8 protein-coding genes are annotated in these 16,740 nt (G+C 44.4%); all 8 read right to left on the reverse strand.

All coding sequences use genetic code 11. The features are described 5' to 3' along the window. Positions 1-40: 40 nt before the first annotated feature. Positions 41-4,879: an NAD-glutamate dehydrogenase gene (locus IW644_RS07385; protein WP_269917070.1), complete on the reverse strand. Its 4,839-nt coding sequence runs from the start codon at positions 4,877-4,879 to the stop codon at positions 41-43. Between the two features lie 196 nt (positions 4,880-5,075). Next, positions 5,076-7,394, reverse strand: coding sequence for an efflux RND transporter permease subunit (locus tag IW644_RS07390; protein ID WP_269917071.1), 2,319 nt, complete (start codon positions 7,392-7,394; stop codon positions 5,076-5,078). 15 nt (positions 7,395-7,409) lie between these two features. Then, on the reverse strand, positions 7,410-8,456 hold the full coding sequence (locus IW644_RS07395; RefSeq protein ID WP_269917072.1) for a WD40/YVTN/BNR-like repeat-containing protein: 1,047 nt from the start codon (positions 8,454-8,456) through the stop codon (positions 7,410-7,412). Between the two features lie 79 nt (positions 8,457-8,535). Beyond that, positions 8,536-9,903: a DUF1329 domain-containing protein gene (locus IW644_RS07400; protein ID WP_269917073.1), complete on the reverse strand. Its 1,368-nt coding sequence runs from the start codon at positions 9,901-9,903 to the stop codon at positions 8,536-8,538. 11 nt (positions 9,904-9,914) lie between these two features. Continuing rightward, the gene (locus IW644_RS07405; RefSeq protein ID WP_269917074.1) at positions 9,915-11,975 is read right to left on the reverse strand and encodes a DUF1302 domain-containing protein; all 2,061 of its coding nucleotides are present in this window, start codon (positions 11,973-11,975) and stop codon (positions 9,915-9,917) included. Between the two features lie 341 nt (positions 11,976-12,316). Then, positions 12,317-12,559: a DUF2835 family protein gene (locus IW644_RS07410; RefSeq protein WP_269917075.1), complete on the reverse strand. Its 243-nt coding sequence runs from the start codon at positions 12,557-12,559 to the stop codon at positions 12,317-12,319. Continuing rightward, the gene (pepN, locus tag IW644_RS07415) at positions 12,546-15,155 is read right to left on the reverse strand and encodes an aminopeptidase N (RefSeq protein ID WP_269917076.1); all 2,610 of its coding nucleotides are present in this window, start codon (positions 15,153-15,155) and stop codon (positions 12,546-12,548) included. Before pepN ends, IW644_RS07410 begins: the two co-directional genes overlap by 14 nt. Positions 15,156-15,202: 47 nt before the next feature. Then, positions 15,203-16,678 (reverse strand): Na+/H+ antiporter NhaC, encoded by a 1,476-nt coding sequence (nhaC, locus tag IW644_RS07420; protein ID WP_269917077.1) that lies wholly within the window; start codon positions 16,676-16,678, stop codon positions 15,203-15,205. Between the last annotated feature and the right edge of the window lie 62 nt (positions 16,679-16,740).

The following is a 16,740-nucleotide window of genomic DNA, read 5'->3' on the forward strand; positions in this document are numbered from 1 at the left end:
CCCTGATAAACAGGGCTTAAATCATTAAGGTGCGTGTATTCTAATGGTTAGACTTCACGCTTAAAAGCATCAATTCGCGTAAAGCGACAGAAAATTTCGCAAATTCGTGCGTTGTGCTGGTCTTAAACTCTGACATCATGTGATACCAACGTTTAAGAAGCGCCTGATTACTTTCAATCCACTCATCTAGAATTTGGTCAGCGTTGCTCACATCTTCGCGAGAGGCTAACAGGTTTGCTGTGATTGAGCGCTGCTGCCAATCAAGTTCCTCACGATATGAAGCGCGAGCCAATGCCTGCCAGTGGTTGCTTACCGCCTGATTGTTGATCTGGTCTAAGAACCAGTGAAGTTCTAGACGTGACCCCAATTGGTAGTAAAGCTTGGCGACAACATCAGTATCATGCTTATCGGCTTCTACAATTTGTGCCAAGTCAAAGCTTGAGAACATGTTTGAGAAACTCGCTACTTGATAAGCAATATCCTGAGGCACGCCCTCATCAATATATTTCTGCGTTGCTGCTTCTAATTGGGCATATTCACTTTCAACCAAATAATGCTGTAAGTTTTTCGACAATATATCAAACGTGCCGCGATAGCTCGCAATGGCCTCTTCAATAGACTGCGCTTTATTGCCATGGCGAATGTACCAACGGGCGGCACGACGCATAATTCTGCGCGCTTCATCAAGCATTTTAAGCTGAAGTGTTGCAGGAATAACGTTGTCTAATTCTTCAATGCGCTCCCACAGCGTATCCATGTTGAAGATGCCGTGCACAATCGCGTAGGCATCTGCAATTTCGTTAACGCTTGCACCAGTTTCTTCCTGCATTCTGAATACGAAGTTAAGCCCCATATCGTTAACCATATTATTGGTTAATTTAGTGGCGATAATTTCGCTTCTAAGCGGGTGCTGCTGCATGTGCGATGCAAACTTTTCGCGAAGTACCTTCGGGAAAGCTTCAACTAATAGCTTACCGTGGTAAGGATTGTCAGTAATTTCTGGAATATTAAGCGCATCTTTAAGCACCATTTTACCGTAGGCAATTAACACGCTAAGTTCAGGGCGAGTTAGGCCTTGGTCGGTTGCTACGCGATCGGAGATCTCGTCATCGCTCGGTATGAACTCTAACTCACGATTTAATTGCCCTTCTCGTTCTAGGCCGTGAATAAAGCGGAGCTGCTCTTTAAGTTGCTTCACACCCGCTAACTCAGTAATAGAGATTGACTGGGTTTGACGGTAACAGTCTTTCAATACAATTGTGCTAACGTCGTCAGTCATATCGTACAGCAACTTATTACGTTGCTTAAGCGTTAGCTCGCCATCGTTGACCAAGCTGTTAAGCAAAATCTTAATGTTAACTTCGTTATCAGAACAATCTACACCACCAACGTTATCGATAAAGTCAGTGTTAACGCGCCCTCCGTTTGAAGCGTATTCAATACGTCCGAGCTGAGTTAAGCCTAAGTTGCCGCCCTCGCCCACAATTTTTGCTTGAACGTCTTGGCCATTAACGCGCAAGTCATCGTTGGCACGGTCGCCTACTTCAGAGTGAGATTCTTTCTTACTCTTGATATAAGTACCGATGCCGCCATTCCATAGTAAATCAACCGGCATTTTAAGAATGTTGTGAATAAGCTCGTTAGGCGTCATTGTTAATTGGCGCGTTCCTAACCACTTTTTCATCTCAGGTGTCAGCTTGATTGACTTAGAGGCACGGCTGAATACGCCACCACCTTTAGAAATCAGTTTGCTATCGTAGTCTTCCCAGCTAAGGCTTGGGTTTTCAAATAAACGTTGGCGCTCTTTGTAACTTGCTGCCGCATCTGGGCTTGGGTCGAAGAAAATATGTAAATGGTTAAATGCCGCAATTAAGCGCGTGTGCTTTGACAGCAACATGCCGTTACCAAATACATCACCTGCCATATCGCCCACGCCCACAGCGGTGAAATCGGTAGTCTGACAGTCAATGCCAATTTCTCTGAAATGACGTTTCACAGACTCCCAGCCGCCCCGTGCAGTGATGCCCATTTTTTTATGGTCGTAGCCAATGCTTCCGCCAGAGGCAAATGCATCGCCCAGCCAGAAACCAAACTCTTCCGCAATACCGTTTGCGATATCAGAGAATGTGGCAGTGCCTTTATCTGCAGCAACAACCAAATACGGGTCGTCATCATCAAGGCGAACTACATCTTTCGGCGGTACTATTTCACCATTTACAATGTTGTCAGTAATATCTAACAAGCTGGTGATGAAAGTCCGGTAGCAGGCTTGGCCTTCAGCCTGAATAGCTGCGCGACCTTCGCCTACAGGTAGGTTCTTACAAACAAACCCGCCTTTCGCACCCACAGGAACAATAACCGTATTTTTAACCTGCTGCGCTTTTACAAGACCTAGTACTTCGGTTCTGAAATCTTCTTGACGGTCAGACCAGCGCAGACCACCGCGGGCCACTTTACCGCCGCGAAGGTGTACCCCTTCCACCCGTGGGCTGTATACAAAGATTTCAAACTTAGGCAACGGAAGCGGCATTTCTGGAATAAGCTCTGGCATCATCTTAAATGACACGTAAGACTTTTCGATGCCTGCATCGTCTGGCTGATAGAAGTTGGTTCGTAGAGTTGCCGACATCATATCCAAATAACGACGGATAATACGGTCGTCATCAAGGTTACTTACATTGTCTAGCTGTTCCTTGATAGTTTCTAGTATTGCGTCTTCTTTTTTCTGATTACGCTTTTTCTTGGGGTCAAAGCGTTGGTCAAAGAAGTCTACCAGTAAACGGGCAATATCTGGATAGTTAGAAAGGGTATTTGCAATATAGTCACGGCTAAATGAGCTGCCAGTTTGACGCATATATTTAGCGTAGGCACGCAGAACCGTCACCTTTCGCCCCGTCATATTCGCACCTAGAATAAGGCGATTAAATGCGTCATCTTCAAGCGTTTTATACCACACCTTCGCAAAAGCGTCCTGGAAAAGGGTTTGCGCCGTTTCCATATCAAAGTGCTGGCCGCTTTTGTGCAGCATGGTGAAGTCCATTACCCAATTTCGTTCACCTTCGGAACACGTAATTTTATATGGGCTTTCGTCGATTACGCGTAACCCAAAGTTCTCCAGCATGGGGAGTACGTCAGACAAGTGAATGGGCTCTGCACGGTGGAAAAGCTTAAGCTTAACCACTTGGCTTTCAGCGTCTTCTTCTTGTGGGCGGTAGAACAACATATCTAAAGTGTGATTATCGTCAAGCATCTCTAGCTTGCCGATATCTACCAGCGCTGCTGATGGAAGGTTATGCTCCATATAGCTACGAGAAAACGCATTGTTGTATTTGCGCTCAAGCGCCTTGCCAGATGCTTCGCCGTGAGCCGCTGAAATTGCTGACGCTAGTCTGTCGTTCCAGGTTTTGGTCAACTCAATAATGTTTTGCTCTATTTCCTTCACATCGAATTCCGCGTTGTTGTCGTTGACTCTAGCAATGTAATGCGTACGGGCATATACAGACTCTGAAAAGAAGGTGGTAAATTCGACTTCTTCAGTGGCGCCTAATGACGCTTTAAGTAGCTCTTGAGTCTCTTTACGCAACTGAGTGTTATAGCGCTCTCTTGGTACGAATACCATGCAAGAGAAGAAGCGGCCAAATGTATCTTTGCGAATAAACAAGCGAGATATACCACGCTCTTGCATTTGAAAAATGCCCATCACAATTTGTGCAAGTTCTTCTGCTGGTGTTTGCAGTAACTCATCACGTGGATAGGTTTCTATAATGTTCGCAAAAGCTTTGTATGCGTGTGTGCCTGGCTCAAAGCCGGATAATTCACAAATTCGCTTAATCTTCTCCCGTAAAATGGGTAGCTGGGTTACGCTGTTGTTATAAAACGATGCTGAATAAAGTCCTAGAAAGCGATGCTCACCTACGACCTGCCCGTCTTTGTTAAATACCTTCACGCCCACATAGTCCATATAGGCTGGCCGGTGCACGCGAGCACGAGAATTTGTTTTGGTTAGTATCAACGGGTTTTTGCTTAACGCTTCAGCTCTTGCTGATGCAGGCAGTCTTGATAACAGACGTTCGCGGTCATTTATCGAGTTTTTAAGAAGACCTAAGCTGGTGTCGTTTTTCGGTATCCATCTATGATCGCCTTCAATTGCTTTAACTTCATAATAGCGATATCCCATCATGGTAAAGTTATGGTCACCCAACCACTCAAGGTATGCCTTAGTCTGTTTTTTTGCATCTGCGGAAACAGGCCAATTGTATTTCGCGTTATTCTTGATAACGTCCTGTAAAGTGCTGGTCATGCCCTGCCAGTCTTCAACAGCTAAAGAAACTTCATCAACTACCGAGTAAAGCTCTTTAGTTAAAGCATCAATATCTTTTTTCGACGTCTGTCTATCGATTTCAATGAAAATGACAGTCTCTTTTTTAGCACCTTCTATGGTTTGACCTGGTTCTGCAAAGGTTTCGACTTTGTTCGATTTGTCGCGTTTAACGCCAATAGGGCTATGAAGAAATAAATGCGCGGTAATGTTCAACCGGTTCAGTAGCATACGCACAGAGTCAACTAAGAACGGCATGTCTGACACAATAATCTCTACTATTGTGTGACTTGAGTGCCAACCGTGTTTAGCTATTTCTGGGTTAAAAACACGAACATAAGGAGAAGCGTATTCAAATTTTGCTAAACCATTCCATAAACTAAGTGTTGCGCCATACAGGTCGCTGTCGTTGCGATTTTCTAGGTCGTCGCTTGATATGTTTTTATACAACAGACGTCCGAATTGCTGCACAAGAGACTTCTGCTTGGTATCTACTTTTTTATCAATAAGTGCAAATACATTGTCTAGCAGTACTGAGTGTCGCTGTGAGGTGACTGTCATTTGTTAACCTTTTTTGAATGTCGTAATACCAATTGAACTTGGTATAAGTGCCGAGTACCTAACTATTTTCTCTAATAAATGACGCTAATGAAAGCCCATTTTTAACCTTATATTAACAGCATAGATAACTATGCAGAAAACACCCAAAAAAAAGGGCCTAAAGGCCCTTTTTTATGCGTAGCTATGCAAAAATAATTTATGCATCAGGGTCGTTCTTATTCCACCACAGGAACCTAGCCAAGGCGGGCAGTACAATTATTGCCCCAAGCATGTTCACAACGAACATAAATGTTAGCAAAATACCCATATCCATTTGGAACTTAAGTGAAGAGAATACCCAGGTACTTACGCCTATAGCTAGCGTTATGCCGGTAAACAACACTGCACTTCCGCGCTCTTTCAAAGCTGCGAAATAAGCTTCTTGGACGGTAGCACCTTTCTTCAGCATTAAGCTTTTGGTAGAAAGAATATAAATACCATAGTCCACTCCGATTCCCACGCCAAGTGCGATAACTGGTAATGTAGAAACGGTGAGGCCAATTTGAAGGTATGTCATTAGCGCTTGAGCCAACACAGACACTACATATAGCGGTATTACGACGACTAACGTGGCACGTATTGACCGGAAGCTAATTAAGCAGAGCGCGATAACAGCTCCAAATACATAAAGCATCATTGGATCTTGCGCCGCGCTCACTGCTTCATTAGTTGCAGCCATTACGCCGACAGGGCCAGAAGCAAGGCTAAACTTCATATCGTCAGTTTGGTACGCATCACGGTACGACTTAACTGCATCAACAACGCGAGAGATGGTTTCCGCTTTATGGTCTTCCATAAAGAGGATAATTGGCATAACAGAGCAATCACCGTTAAGTAAACCCGATGATGTTGGCACGCGAGAAATAGCCTGTACTAACGTCTGCTGATTACGAGGTAGTACCTGCCATTTTACGTTCCCTTCGTTGTAACCGGCATTTACAATTTTGGCGACTGACGCAAGTGACACCGCAGACTGCACGCCCTGAACGTTTTCCATTTTCCACTGGAAGTCATCCATGGCTTTCATCACACTGTGCGAGGTACAAGCTTCCGGGGTCGTCTCTACAAGTATAGAGATATAATCCACCGTTACTTCGTATTTGTCAGTGATCAAAAAAGTGTCTTCATTGTAGCGAGAAGTTTCATGTAGCGCTGGCGCACCGGCGTGTAAGTCCCCTATTTTCATATTCTGCGCTTGGAAATGACCGAGCACGAATAAAATAGCGGTGACAATTAAAATAAACGCAGCTGGCTTTTTACGTGAACACGCTGCGATTACTTCCCAGAATTTAGAATTTGCGTTTTCTTTACCAGCAAATTTCTCTACATACTTCTGGTCTAGCTTCAAGAAACTCATAAGGACAGGAAGTAATAAAAGATTGGTAAGGATAATTACCGCAACACCCATACTTGCTGTTATGGCTAGCTCGCGAATGATACCAATATCAATAACCAGTAGCGTCATGAAGCCTACAGTATCAGATAGCAAGGCGATTCCGCCAGGTACTAGAAGGTTTCTAAATGCCGCCATTGAAGCTCGTTTCGCGCCAATACCCGTCACCGCTTGCTTTTCTACCGCGTTAATCATTTGAACGCCGTGGCTTACACCGATAGCGAATACAAGGAACGGCACTAAAATTGACATAGGGTCCATGCCGAAACCAATGGAAGTCAAAAGCCCAAGCTGCCAGATAACGGCGATAATTGAACATACCAATGGCAACACGGTAAGCATGAGGCTTCGTGAAAAGAAGTACACCATAACGGCTGTAATCGCGATAGCAATAGCGAAAAACAGTAGTACATCTTTAGCGCCATCGGCTACGTCGCCAATCATTTTCGCAAATCCAATAATATGGATTGAGGTATTTTCGTTTTCGTACTGACCGCGCAGTTGTTCTTCAAGCTCTGCAGCTAACGCAAGGGTATCAAGGGGCTCGCCAGTTTGAGGGTCAATGTCCAGCAACTGTGCAGTTACCATTGCGCAACTGTAGTCACTCGAAACTTGTCTACCAACGATGTTCGCTTTTTCCACGTTCGCAGCCACAAGCTCCAGAGCCTCTGGCCTTGATGAGTCGAAGTCTGCTGGTATGACAGGGCCGCCCGCGAAACCACCTTCTACGATTTCAGTGAAGCGTGTAGAGGGAGAGAAAAGTGAAATTACTAACGAACGGTTTACGCCATTAATGAAGAAAAGCTGGTCGTGAACGTTCTTTAACGTATCGAAAAAATTTTTATTATAAATATTATCGTTTTTATCACATACTGAAACTAGGATGTTGTTGGCCCCACCAAAATCTTGGCGGTGCTCAATATACGTTTTCATGTACTCGTGATTAAGCGGAATATTCTTTTCGAAACCTGCGTCTAGACGCATCTGTGAGGCTTGGTAACCTAGAAAAACCGTTGCAATGGCAAACAGTGCCACCACAACTTTGCGGTTACCAAACACTAATTTTTCAAGAAAATGGGTCATTGTTTTTATACTGCCCTATTTTAAATTCAACGTTTTAATGCCATTTGCAGTAACAGCAATGCTGGTACCGTTAAACTCGGTGGCGTTTAAAATCGCCGCTTTATCTTTTATTTGTGACACGGAAATGCCGTCATCACTTTGGCAATTAGATGGATTAGCATAAGGGTCTCGCGTACTGGTAGGAAGCGGACGTTGTGCACTTACCATCATGCCGTTGTTACCCAAAGCATAAACCTGTGATTCTGATTCAATTAAGATTGAATTAAGTGTGCTCGTTGAACAGGTTTGTACATATTCCCATTCCCCTTGATCTCTGTTTACGAAAATATTCCCACGAAGACCTACTGCAAGTACCGTGTTTTCATCCAGCGGCTTGATATCGAAGAAAGAGCCTGTGTAGTCGACGTAATAACGTTCCCAAGACTCACCTTTATCAACACTCTTGGCTAAAAGTCCCGCTTCACCCGCTAGGTAAAGCGTATCACCATCAAGGGTTACACGATTTAAGTGAGGCAGAATAGATTCTAGTTCTTGTTGATAGAATGCTTCATCTTCCTTGCGGACTTCTTCAAGGTACTCTTGATCAAGAGGGTCTAACAAGCTCGCGTGACGCTCGGCAGTCCACGTATTCCCACCGTCTGTCGTACGATAAAACAGACCGTAAGCGCCTGTAGCAATGCCTTGTTGGTCATTGAAGAACAATACATCTAAAAATGGGCGTTGAAGTTCGGGTTGATAATTTTGTATCTCCCATGTTTCGCCCCTATCTGAAGAGTGAAGAATGACAGCATCGTGACCTACTGCCCATATTTTTTCGCCCACAACCGTGGTAGCGGTAAGCGTTGATTGAGTTGGCACCGCTTTTTGATTGAAAGTTTTGCCATCTTCCGACACTAATACGTGACCGCGTTCACCGACAATAACGACAAATGAATCAGCGTCTATGTCCAAAAGAACAGATTGCTCAACCAAAGGTGCCATGAATGCTTCTTCGGCAAGTGCAGCTGTAGAATAATTAGCTGCGAATGTGGCGGCAATGCACGCTGCAATGGTTTTTTTCATAATTAACCATTCCCCCTATTTATAATTGTCTGTATACAAAAACGGCTGGCAATTGCCAACCGTTTGTTGTGTAAGGTGATTAGCGCTTACCTTCTCGTCGTAACGCCTGAGGCGTGAATTCCACATCTCGAGGGCGTACGGTGAAGTCGTACATTTGCTCTTCGTTGTCTAGGCCGATGGCCAAATAACGACGAGAGTTTAAGTCGTAGTACGCATCAAGCGTCGACCACTGCGTAGGAACTTCATAGTAGTTAACACCATAAGCTACACCAACGCGGTAGAGTTCGCCACGATTATCATACATATCAGCTACTTGAATTTGCCAGCTATCTTCATCAATGAAGAATACGCGCTTTTGATAAATGTGACGGAAACCTTCTTTCAACGTTGCTTCAACTACCCAAACACGGTGCTTTTCCCAACGGGTTAGGTCTGGATTAACGTGATTTGGCTTCAAGATGTCATCGTATGAAGCACTGTCTGAATGTAGTGCATAGTTGTTGTATGCGACAAACATTTCCTGCTTACCAACAAGCTTCCAGTTGTAACGATTAGGAGAACCGTTGAACATGTCGAAATCATCAGTAGTGCGCAGGCCGTCTGCCGCTGTTCCCGGCGTATCGTAAGCGATGTTAGGGGCTAAGCGAACACGACGCTGACCAGTATTATACGTCCAAGCTTTACGCGGCTCTTTAACCTGATCTACGGTCTCGTGAACAAGTAACGCCGTACCTGCTAGACGGGCTGGCTTAGTTACTTTTTGCTTAAACATAAACAGTATATTTTCATCTGTTAGCTTTTCAGGAGTAGCACCTTCTTCAGCATATTTAATTAGCAACTGCTCATCAAAACCGATTACGTTGTAATCACCACCGGTAGTAACCGCTGCTTGTCCACCGTTACGCTGAACCGCTGCTCCGCGATAACGAAGAATATGGTTCCAAATTGCTTCAAGACCGTTTTGTGGTATTGGAAATGGGATACCCAAAACTGCACCTTTAATTCCATTGCCATCGTCAAGAAGCTCAGCGCGAGTTGCGTTTACCTTAGTCGCATCATAAATAGCCTGAGGGTTTGACGCAGAGCGGCGTGTTGGGTAAACCGGCATACGGAACGTTTCTGGGTAAGCCTCGAAAAGCTTTTTCTGGCCTTCAGATAAAAATTCCGCATACTCTTTATAGTTCTGTGCTGTTATCTCGAACAACACCTTGTCTTCTGGGTAAGGGTCTGGGTGGTGGTCACCCACACTGTACCCTGCAGGCGCAGACGTGATACCGCCAGTCCAGGCAGGAATACTGCCATCAGCATTACCCGCTTTTTCAGCGCCGAGCGGCGTTAGTTCATTACCCAACTTGTTTGCATCTGCATCAGACACTTTAGCCATAACGCTTGCACCAGATAAAGCCAGTGACAAGGCGGCTGCAATAATTCCTACTTTTCTAATCATAAAAACCACTCTTAGATTGCGTATTTGATGTTAAATGAAATGAAGTCTCTGTCAGATAGCGCATTAGTTGTACCAATGCCGCCCCAGAATGCACTGTAAGACGCCGTTGCAGACCATTTACTTAAATAATCGAACGTGAAAGAAAGTGCAGCAGACTTAACATCTTCTGTGAAAAGGAATAATGGATCTGGCGTAGTACCCTCAACGTCATGAGAGAAAGTACCGCGAACTCGAAGGTTCATACCAGCGAATATTGAGTTGTAGTCAGCAACCGCCAATAAGCGATAGCCCCACGCATCGTCAGTTGCAAACGGGTTAGTCTCAGGACCGTCTGAAAGGCCTTGGTGTAGACCTTCACGAGCGTTACCGTTAATTGGTTCAAGCGACGGTGTACGAGCAGTACCCGGTGCATTTAAGCGAATTACGTCTGGGTCTGGCATGTCAACAACGTTTACATAACCTACTTCGCCTAGAAGTACGAAGTTGTCAGAGCCAAATTTAGGGCCGAATACATGTGACGCGGTAAATTGCATTTGCCATGTATCAGAGAAAAGGAAACCTTCTGCGGTTTCACCTGGGCCAACCGCTCTACCAATGTTATTTAGCTGTGAGATTCCTTCAAGGTCTGGACGTAAGCCTGCGTTAGCTAACTGTTCAGGCATACCCATGTAAAGCAACTCTACATCGTCTATTTGAAGTGGCTCATCCACACGATAAGCAAATTCACCCGCAAGAGCCGTAGTACCAATATTGGTGTTGAAGCTCATACCGTAAAGTTTGATGTCTTCTGGATAGTAGAATTCAGACTGCGTGAAGGCACCCAACTCTGTAATGTTATCTCGAGTAACCGTGTTGGTAGCTAGGAACGCTAGGTCTGCGCCAATACCTTCGGCAGTAAAATCTGATGTTTTACCAGAAATAAGCGGACGCTGGCTGTGATAGTTAATGTGATAGAAACTAAATTCTGTTTCATTCAAATTCTCAGCAAACCACGTTAAGCGCAAGCCATACTGGCCTTGGTCGTCTGCATCGTTATGTGCCTCATCAGAGAAACCACGAATTGCAACTTTTGTCGGGTAAGCAAGATAAGCTTGAGAGATATCTGCAGCATCAGCACCTGAGCGTAATAAATCACCGTAACCATTTAAAGCAGTTAATAAGTGATCCAAGTCAATATCAGGGTTACCACTAAAGCCTAACTGAATATTCTGGCGCTGACCGCCCTCACCTGCAAAGTCGTTACCGGCGAAGTAGCTGCCTGACACAGGAAGCCAGCTGCGTTGCCACTCATACTGATAGTAACCTGAAATGCTCACCGTATCGGTTAGGCCTAAAGACGCGTAAACCATACCTACCGGTAGGAATACTTCTTTTAGTTCGGCACCTGGTGCACGAGCACGCGTTACATCCACAGGGTTGGTCGTGTTGATACCATGTTGGATGAACGTACTTTCACCCCAACTTATTACTTGGCGGCCAACACGAAGTGTTAGTGGCTTGTCGCCAATCCACCAGTCGCCATAGAAGAAAGCATCATACAAACGAACATCTGTACATAAAAGGTCTTCCGCCTCTGGGTCTTGGCAGAGATCGTATTGGTTGCCGGTTATTGGGTTAGAGTAAGGACGGTCACCATCCATTTGCTCAAAATCATAGAACCAGAATCCCCGAGCGAAGAAACCATAGTCGCCGAAGTTAATATCTAATTCATGTGAACCTGAAACCTGCGTTGCGAACGCATCGCCTGGATCGTGCGCTAGGTTCCCGAGGTCACCATTCGTTGAATACGCACCATCTGCTAAACCCCACACATCGCCACTTGGGTATAAAGGATTGAAAGCTGCGTGATAACCGCTCCAGTCAAACTGAGGATGGTTACTGTTACCAATAAGGTCGTAATCTCTTGCCTCTGTTCGAATACTTGTAGCTAATGTAAATGTCGAATCTAAAGAAATACTTACATCACCTACTTGCCAATTTGCAGCGTGTACTGGTACTGCAGCAGCACCTAACAGAGAGAGAACTCCCGCTGCTACCGGTGATATCTTAAAAGCGCTAGGCCCGTTTTTCATATTTTTATACTCCCAAGTCGATGTGACTTAATACGTGACATCATGACCAACCATAACGATTAACAAAATCATTACATCATTTTGCCATAACCGCAAGAACTAATCCTACCAGTTAACAAAATTTACAACATTAGTCGTATCAAATAGTTATTGCTTTATTGTGAGTATAAAAGGCATTTATAAACTTGCAGGAAATTTGTACAAGTTTAATGAGCGAAGGTTTGGTTTATCGTTGAGTAGCTTTTTTTAAGAGTGTGGCGTTTGTGTGAAGACCTTGAACTCAAGATGCGCAGGCAGTTGTAGTATTGCGTAAGTTACAGCTGTGAGAATATAAAAAGGCCCTATCCGAGCCTTTCAAAAGATTTAATTTTTTTATTAGCGTCAATGACCATTCTGAAACGGCCTTTGATACCGTCCGATGTGACAAATTGGCGAAGCCGATTCGTAGGTACCTGAACACTTAGACCGGATTCACTTAACATGACCACATCTGGCATAGACGGGGCATAAAGCACCTCACATTGCTTGTAAGGTGCGTTTATTGAAAAATAAAAGACGGAGTCTGATGCGTTAATGCTTTTCATAAGCAAGGCTTTTACTTACTTTTTCAAACAAGTCTTTACTTAGGCCCTTGTGGTTAAGTAAGCGGCCAAGCTGCTGCTTCATATGAACTTGGTGTTCACTAGCAAAACCCTGCCATTGGGTTAACGGTGTAACTATACGAGCGGCAACTTGCGGGTTGACTGCATCCAGCTTAAGCAAGTAGTCAGTTACAAACTTATAACCGCTCCCATCTGCAGCATGGAACCTTTCGCTATTATAAAATGCAAAACTACCAATGACTGAGCGAACACGGTTTGGATTGCTCATTGCAAACTGCGGGTGCTCACAAAGCATTGCGATAGTAGCAAAGATATCTTCGCGATTCTGTGTTGCATGCAGCGCAAACCATTTGTCTAGCACAAGTGGGTCGTGTTTCCACGTTTGCTCAAATCGAGCCATCAAGCTATCAAACGTGGTCGAACTACAGTGTTGTGCGCTTCTCAATGCTCCAAGTGTATCGGTCATGTTATCTGCATTATCAAATTGCGACACAACAAGGTCTTCGTATTGAGGTAAGCGTGCTAAATGCGCAAGCACCACATTTTTACAACGGCGCTGATTAATTGCATCTTGTGTGTAGCTGTATGCACTTTGTTCAATGTTGTTGAACACAGCAAACAGTTCTTGCTCTAGCGCGCGAGAAAACTGGTCACAAAATGCCTTTCGAGCTTTTGAGAGCGCGGACACAGTGATATTGCTACGACTTTGACACAAGGTCTCAAAAGAAGGAATAACTAGACATTCGCCAAGTAATTCCAAGTTATTCTGCTCCTGGGCTATAGCCTGCTTAATACCATTCCAAATATCGTTACTAATGGCAGAGCCCGGAGATTCTTCCAACTGCTTTATACAGCGGTCATACAAGGCTTGCATTGCGTCCCAGCGATTGAATGGATCTTTCGCATGTTTAAAAATGGTAAGTAATGATTCTGTATCTAGCGGGTTTTCAACTTTAGCTGGCGCTGAAAAGTTACCTAACACTACCGGTGTTAATTCACTGTGTTTAGCATCTACGGTTAAACGCATAGAGGCATCTTTCAAGATAACCATACCGTCATCGATAAGCGATTCATTGTCAGTATAGGTATTGCCCTCTTTATCAATTATCTCAATATTCACTGGGATATAAAGGGGAAGCTTTTCACTTTGATCTGAAGTAGCGGGCGTGTGTTGCGCCAAAGTAAAGGTATGTCTGATGGTCTCGTTGTCGATAGCTTCTGTACTGTGCTTAACAGAAATCACAGGGGTACCAGATTGACTGTACCAGCGCGTAAACTGAGTTAAATCTAAATCAGTCACTGACTGCATGGCTGAAATAAAGTCATCGCACGTGACCGCTTGACCATCGTGCCTTCTGAAGTACTCATCCATACCTCGTCTGAATCCATCAGGACCAAGTAAGGTGTGGAACATGCGAATAACTTCTGCGCCCTTGTCATAAACTGTTACCGTGTAGAAGTTATTCATTTCAATCACTTCTTCAGGGCGAATTGGGTGACTCATTGCGCTGGCGTCTTCAGCAAACTGATGCTCTCGCATTACGCGAACATGCTTAATACGGTTACTTAGTGCCGAGGTCATGTCAGCGCTAAACTGTTGGTCTCTGAAAACGGTAAGCCCTTCTTTGAGGCTTAGTTGGAACCAATCACGACATGTAACCCGATTTCCAGTCCAATTGTGGAAATATTCGTGTGCAATAACAGACTCCACATTGAAGAAGTCATCGTCAGTCGCACTTTTTTGGTCGGCTAAAACAAACTTACTATTAAAGACGTTTAAACCTTTGTTTTCCATCGCTCCCATATTAAAGAAGTCGACGGCAACAATCATGTAGATATCTAAATCGTACTCTAGCCCAAAAACATCTTCGTCCCATTTCATCGCTCGTTTAAGAGACTCTAAAGCGAATACGCCTTGGGACTTTTTGCCTTTGTCGACATACAACTCTAACGCAACTTCCTTACCGCTTGTCGTTGTGTAGCTATCGGTTAGTAAATCGAAATCACCGGCAACCAATGCAAAAAGGTAACAAGGTTTGGGATGCGGGTCGTGCCATTTCACGAAATGGGTGTTTTCATCGATATCCCCTTTATCTACCGGGTTGCCGTTGGCAAGTAGCATAGGCACTGATTTCTCAGCAACCACAGTAACCGTGTAAACGGACAAAACGTCAGGGCGGTCCATAAAATAGGTAATTCGGCGAAACCCTTCCGCTTCACACTGTGTGCAATAAGCGCCGCCCGATAAGTATAAGCCTTCAAGGGCTTTATTTTGTTCAGGCGCAATGGTGTTAGTAATCTCTAAGGTAAATTCATCGAGATGAGTAGCAATGCTTAACGATGTATCAGACACTGTGTATTCTTCATCAGATAAAGTATCACCGTTAATAGCAATAGCGTTTAGCGACAAGTTATCGCCATCTAGAATTAAAGGGCCGGCATGTTTTCCATTACGAGTTACGGATAATGTACTGATAACCTGCGTTTGCGTTGGATGTAGCGTAATATGTAGGTCAACTGTCGCTATTGAAAAAGCGGGCGGCTGATAATCCGCCCGGCGTTTAGCTTGAACTGACATAGATCCTCCTAAAAGAAAGCCTACGTGGGTTTATTTGGAACGTTTGGTTAAACCGTTTCTTTACCGTTAACTTCAACGTGTGGTGGTGTAATACGTAGAATCTTAATACCTAAGTACGCATACACAACAGCAAGGATCGGGTTGATTACGTTAAAGAATGCATAGAACACATAATCAAATGGGTTTACCAATAAAACACTGTGCATGTAGGCACCACAGGTGTTCCAAGGAATTAGCGGAGATGTAAGTGTACCGCCGTCTTCAAGACTACGAGAAAGGTTAAGCTGGTCTAACCCTCGCTTTTTAAATTCTTCTTTGTACATGCGGCCTGGCATAACGATAGAAATATATTGATCGGCCGTTACAAGGTTAGTTCCAAAACACGTAAGGATGGTTCGACTAACCATATCTCCGGCTGACTTAGCGCCAATTAATATGGCAGACACGGCACGTTTTAGCAGACCTACACGCTCAAGAACGGCTCCAAAAGACATAGCACAAATAATAAGCCAAATTGTATTTAGCATAGATGACATGCCGCCGCGAGACAGCAAGCTATTTAAATTTTCATCTGGCGTAGAAAAGCTCACCCCATCAAATAGCGCTGTCCACACAACTTTTAGCGCACCAATGTTTGCAGAGTCATCGCTACTTGCCATAGATGTAACGACATCCCATTGAAACACAACAGCCCAAACGCCCCCTAACAAAGCGCCAATGAAAACCGCTGGGAAAGCCGGCATTTTCTTAATTGCTAAAGTAAGTAGAACGGCAAGAGGAATTAACAAATGCCAGCCCAAGTCAAAAGAGTCATTAAGCAGTAGTTGCATTTGTTCAATACGCTCTGCTTTAGCTTCACCTACTTCGCTAAAGCCAAGGACAGTGAATAATACAAGGGCAATGACAAAGCTTGGAATGGTCGTCCACAGCATATAGCGGATATGCTCGAACAAATCAGTGCCTGCAACAGCGGGAGCTAAGTTAGTGGTCTCAGATAATGGCGAAATTTTGTCGCCAAAATACGCACCAGAGACAACAGCGCCAGCCGTAATAGCAGCTGACATTTCCATTCCCGCTGATACACCCATTAATGCCACACCTACCGTTGCTGCGGTAGTCCAAGAGCTACCAATACTCATAGCAACTACCGCACAGATTAAACATGCAGCGGCGTAGAAAAACGAAGGGTTTAGTAGCTCTAAACCAAAATAAATGAGCGTAGGCACTGTGCCGGCAAGCATCCATGTACCAATGAGTGAGCCTACGGCTAACAATATTAGGCAGGCTCCCAGAGACATGGAAATTCCATCTACGATCCCCTTCTCTATCGTTTTCCAGCTGTACCCATTTTTCATGCCGATAATAGCAGCTAAGCCCATTGCTAAAAGTAACGCAATTTGGTTTGGACCATATGAAGAGTTATCCGCAAACAGGTAAACCGCACTTCCCATCATGACCACTAGCGCAAGAATAGGAAGCATTGCATCGAGTAGTGACGGCGTCTTTATCTCTTTATTCGTCATTGTCGTTTTTAAAAACCTTTTTTATTGTATTTATAACGCGTTAAACGTGCTGCTTGCTGCAA

It is taken from the genome of Alteromonas sp. PRIM-21 (assembly GCF_027563165.1).
In the GTDB taxonomy this organism is placed as follows: Bacteria; Pseudomonadota; Gammaproteobacteria; order Enterobacterales; family Alteromonadaceae; genus Alteromonas; species Alteromonas macleodii_A.

What these genes read in the sequence shown, in the direction of transcription:
- nhaC (WP_269917077.1), bottom strand. Translation starts at nt 16,678, where the DNA reads ATGACGAATAAAGAGATAAAGACGCCGTCACTACTCGATGCAATGCTT.
- IW644_RS07410 (WP_269917075.1), bottom strand. Translation starts at nt 12,559, where the DNA reads ATGAAAAGCATTAACGCATCAGACTCCGTCTTTTATTTTTCAATAAAC.
- pepN (WP_269917076.1), bottom strand. Translation starts at nt 15,155, where the DNA reads ATGTCAGTTCAAGCTAAACGCCGGGCGGATTATCAGCCGCCCGCTTTT.
- IW644_RS07405 (WP_269917074.1), bottom strand. Translation starts at nt 11,975, where the DNA reads ATGAAAAACGGGCCTAGCGCTTTTAAGATATCACCGGTAGCAGCGGGA.
- IW644_RS07400 (WP_269917073.1), bottom strand. Translation starts at nt 9,903, where the DNA reads ATGATTAGAAAAGTAGGAATTATTGCAGCCGCCTTGTCACTGGCTTTA.
- IW644_RS07390 (WP_269917071.1), bottom strand. Translation starts at nt 7,394, where the DNA reads ATGACCCATTTTCTTGAAAAATTAGTGTTTGGTAACCGCAAAGTTGTG.
- IW644_RS07395 (WP_269917072.1), bottom strand. Translation starts at nt 8,456, where the DNA reads ATGAAAAAAACCATTGCAGCGTGCATTGCCGCCACATTCGCAGCTAAT.
- IW644_RS07385 (WP_269917070.1), bottom strand. Translation starts at nt 4,879, where the DNA reads ATGACAGTCACCTCACAGCGACACTCAGTACTGCTAGACAATGTATTT.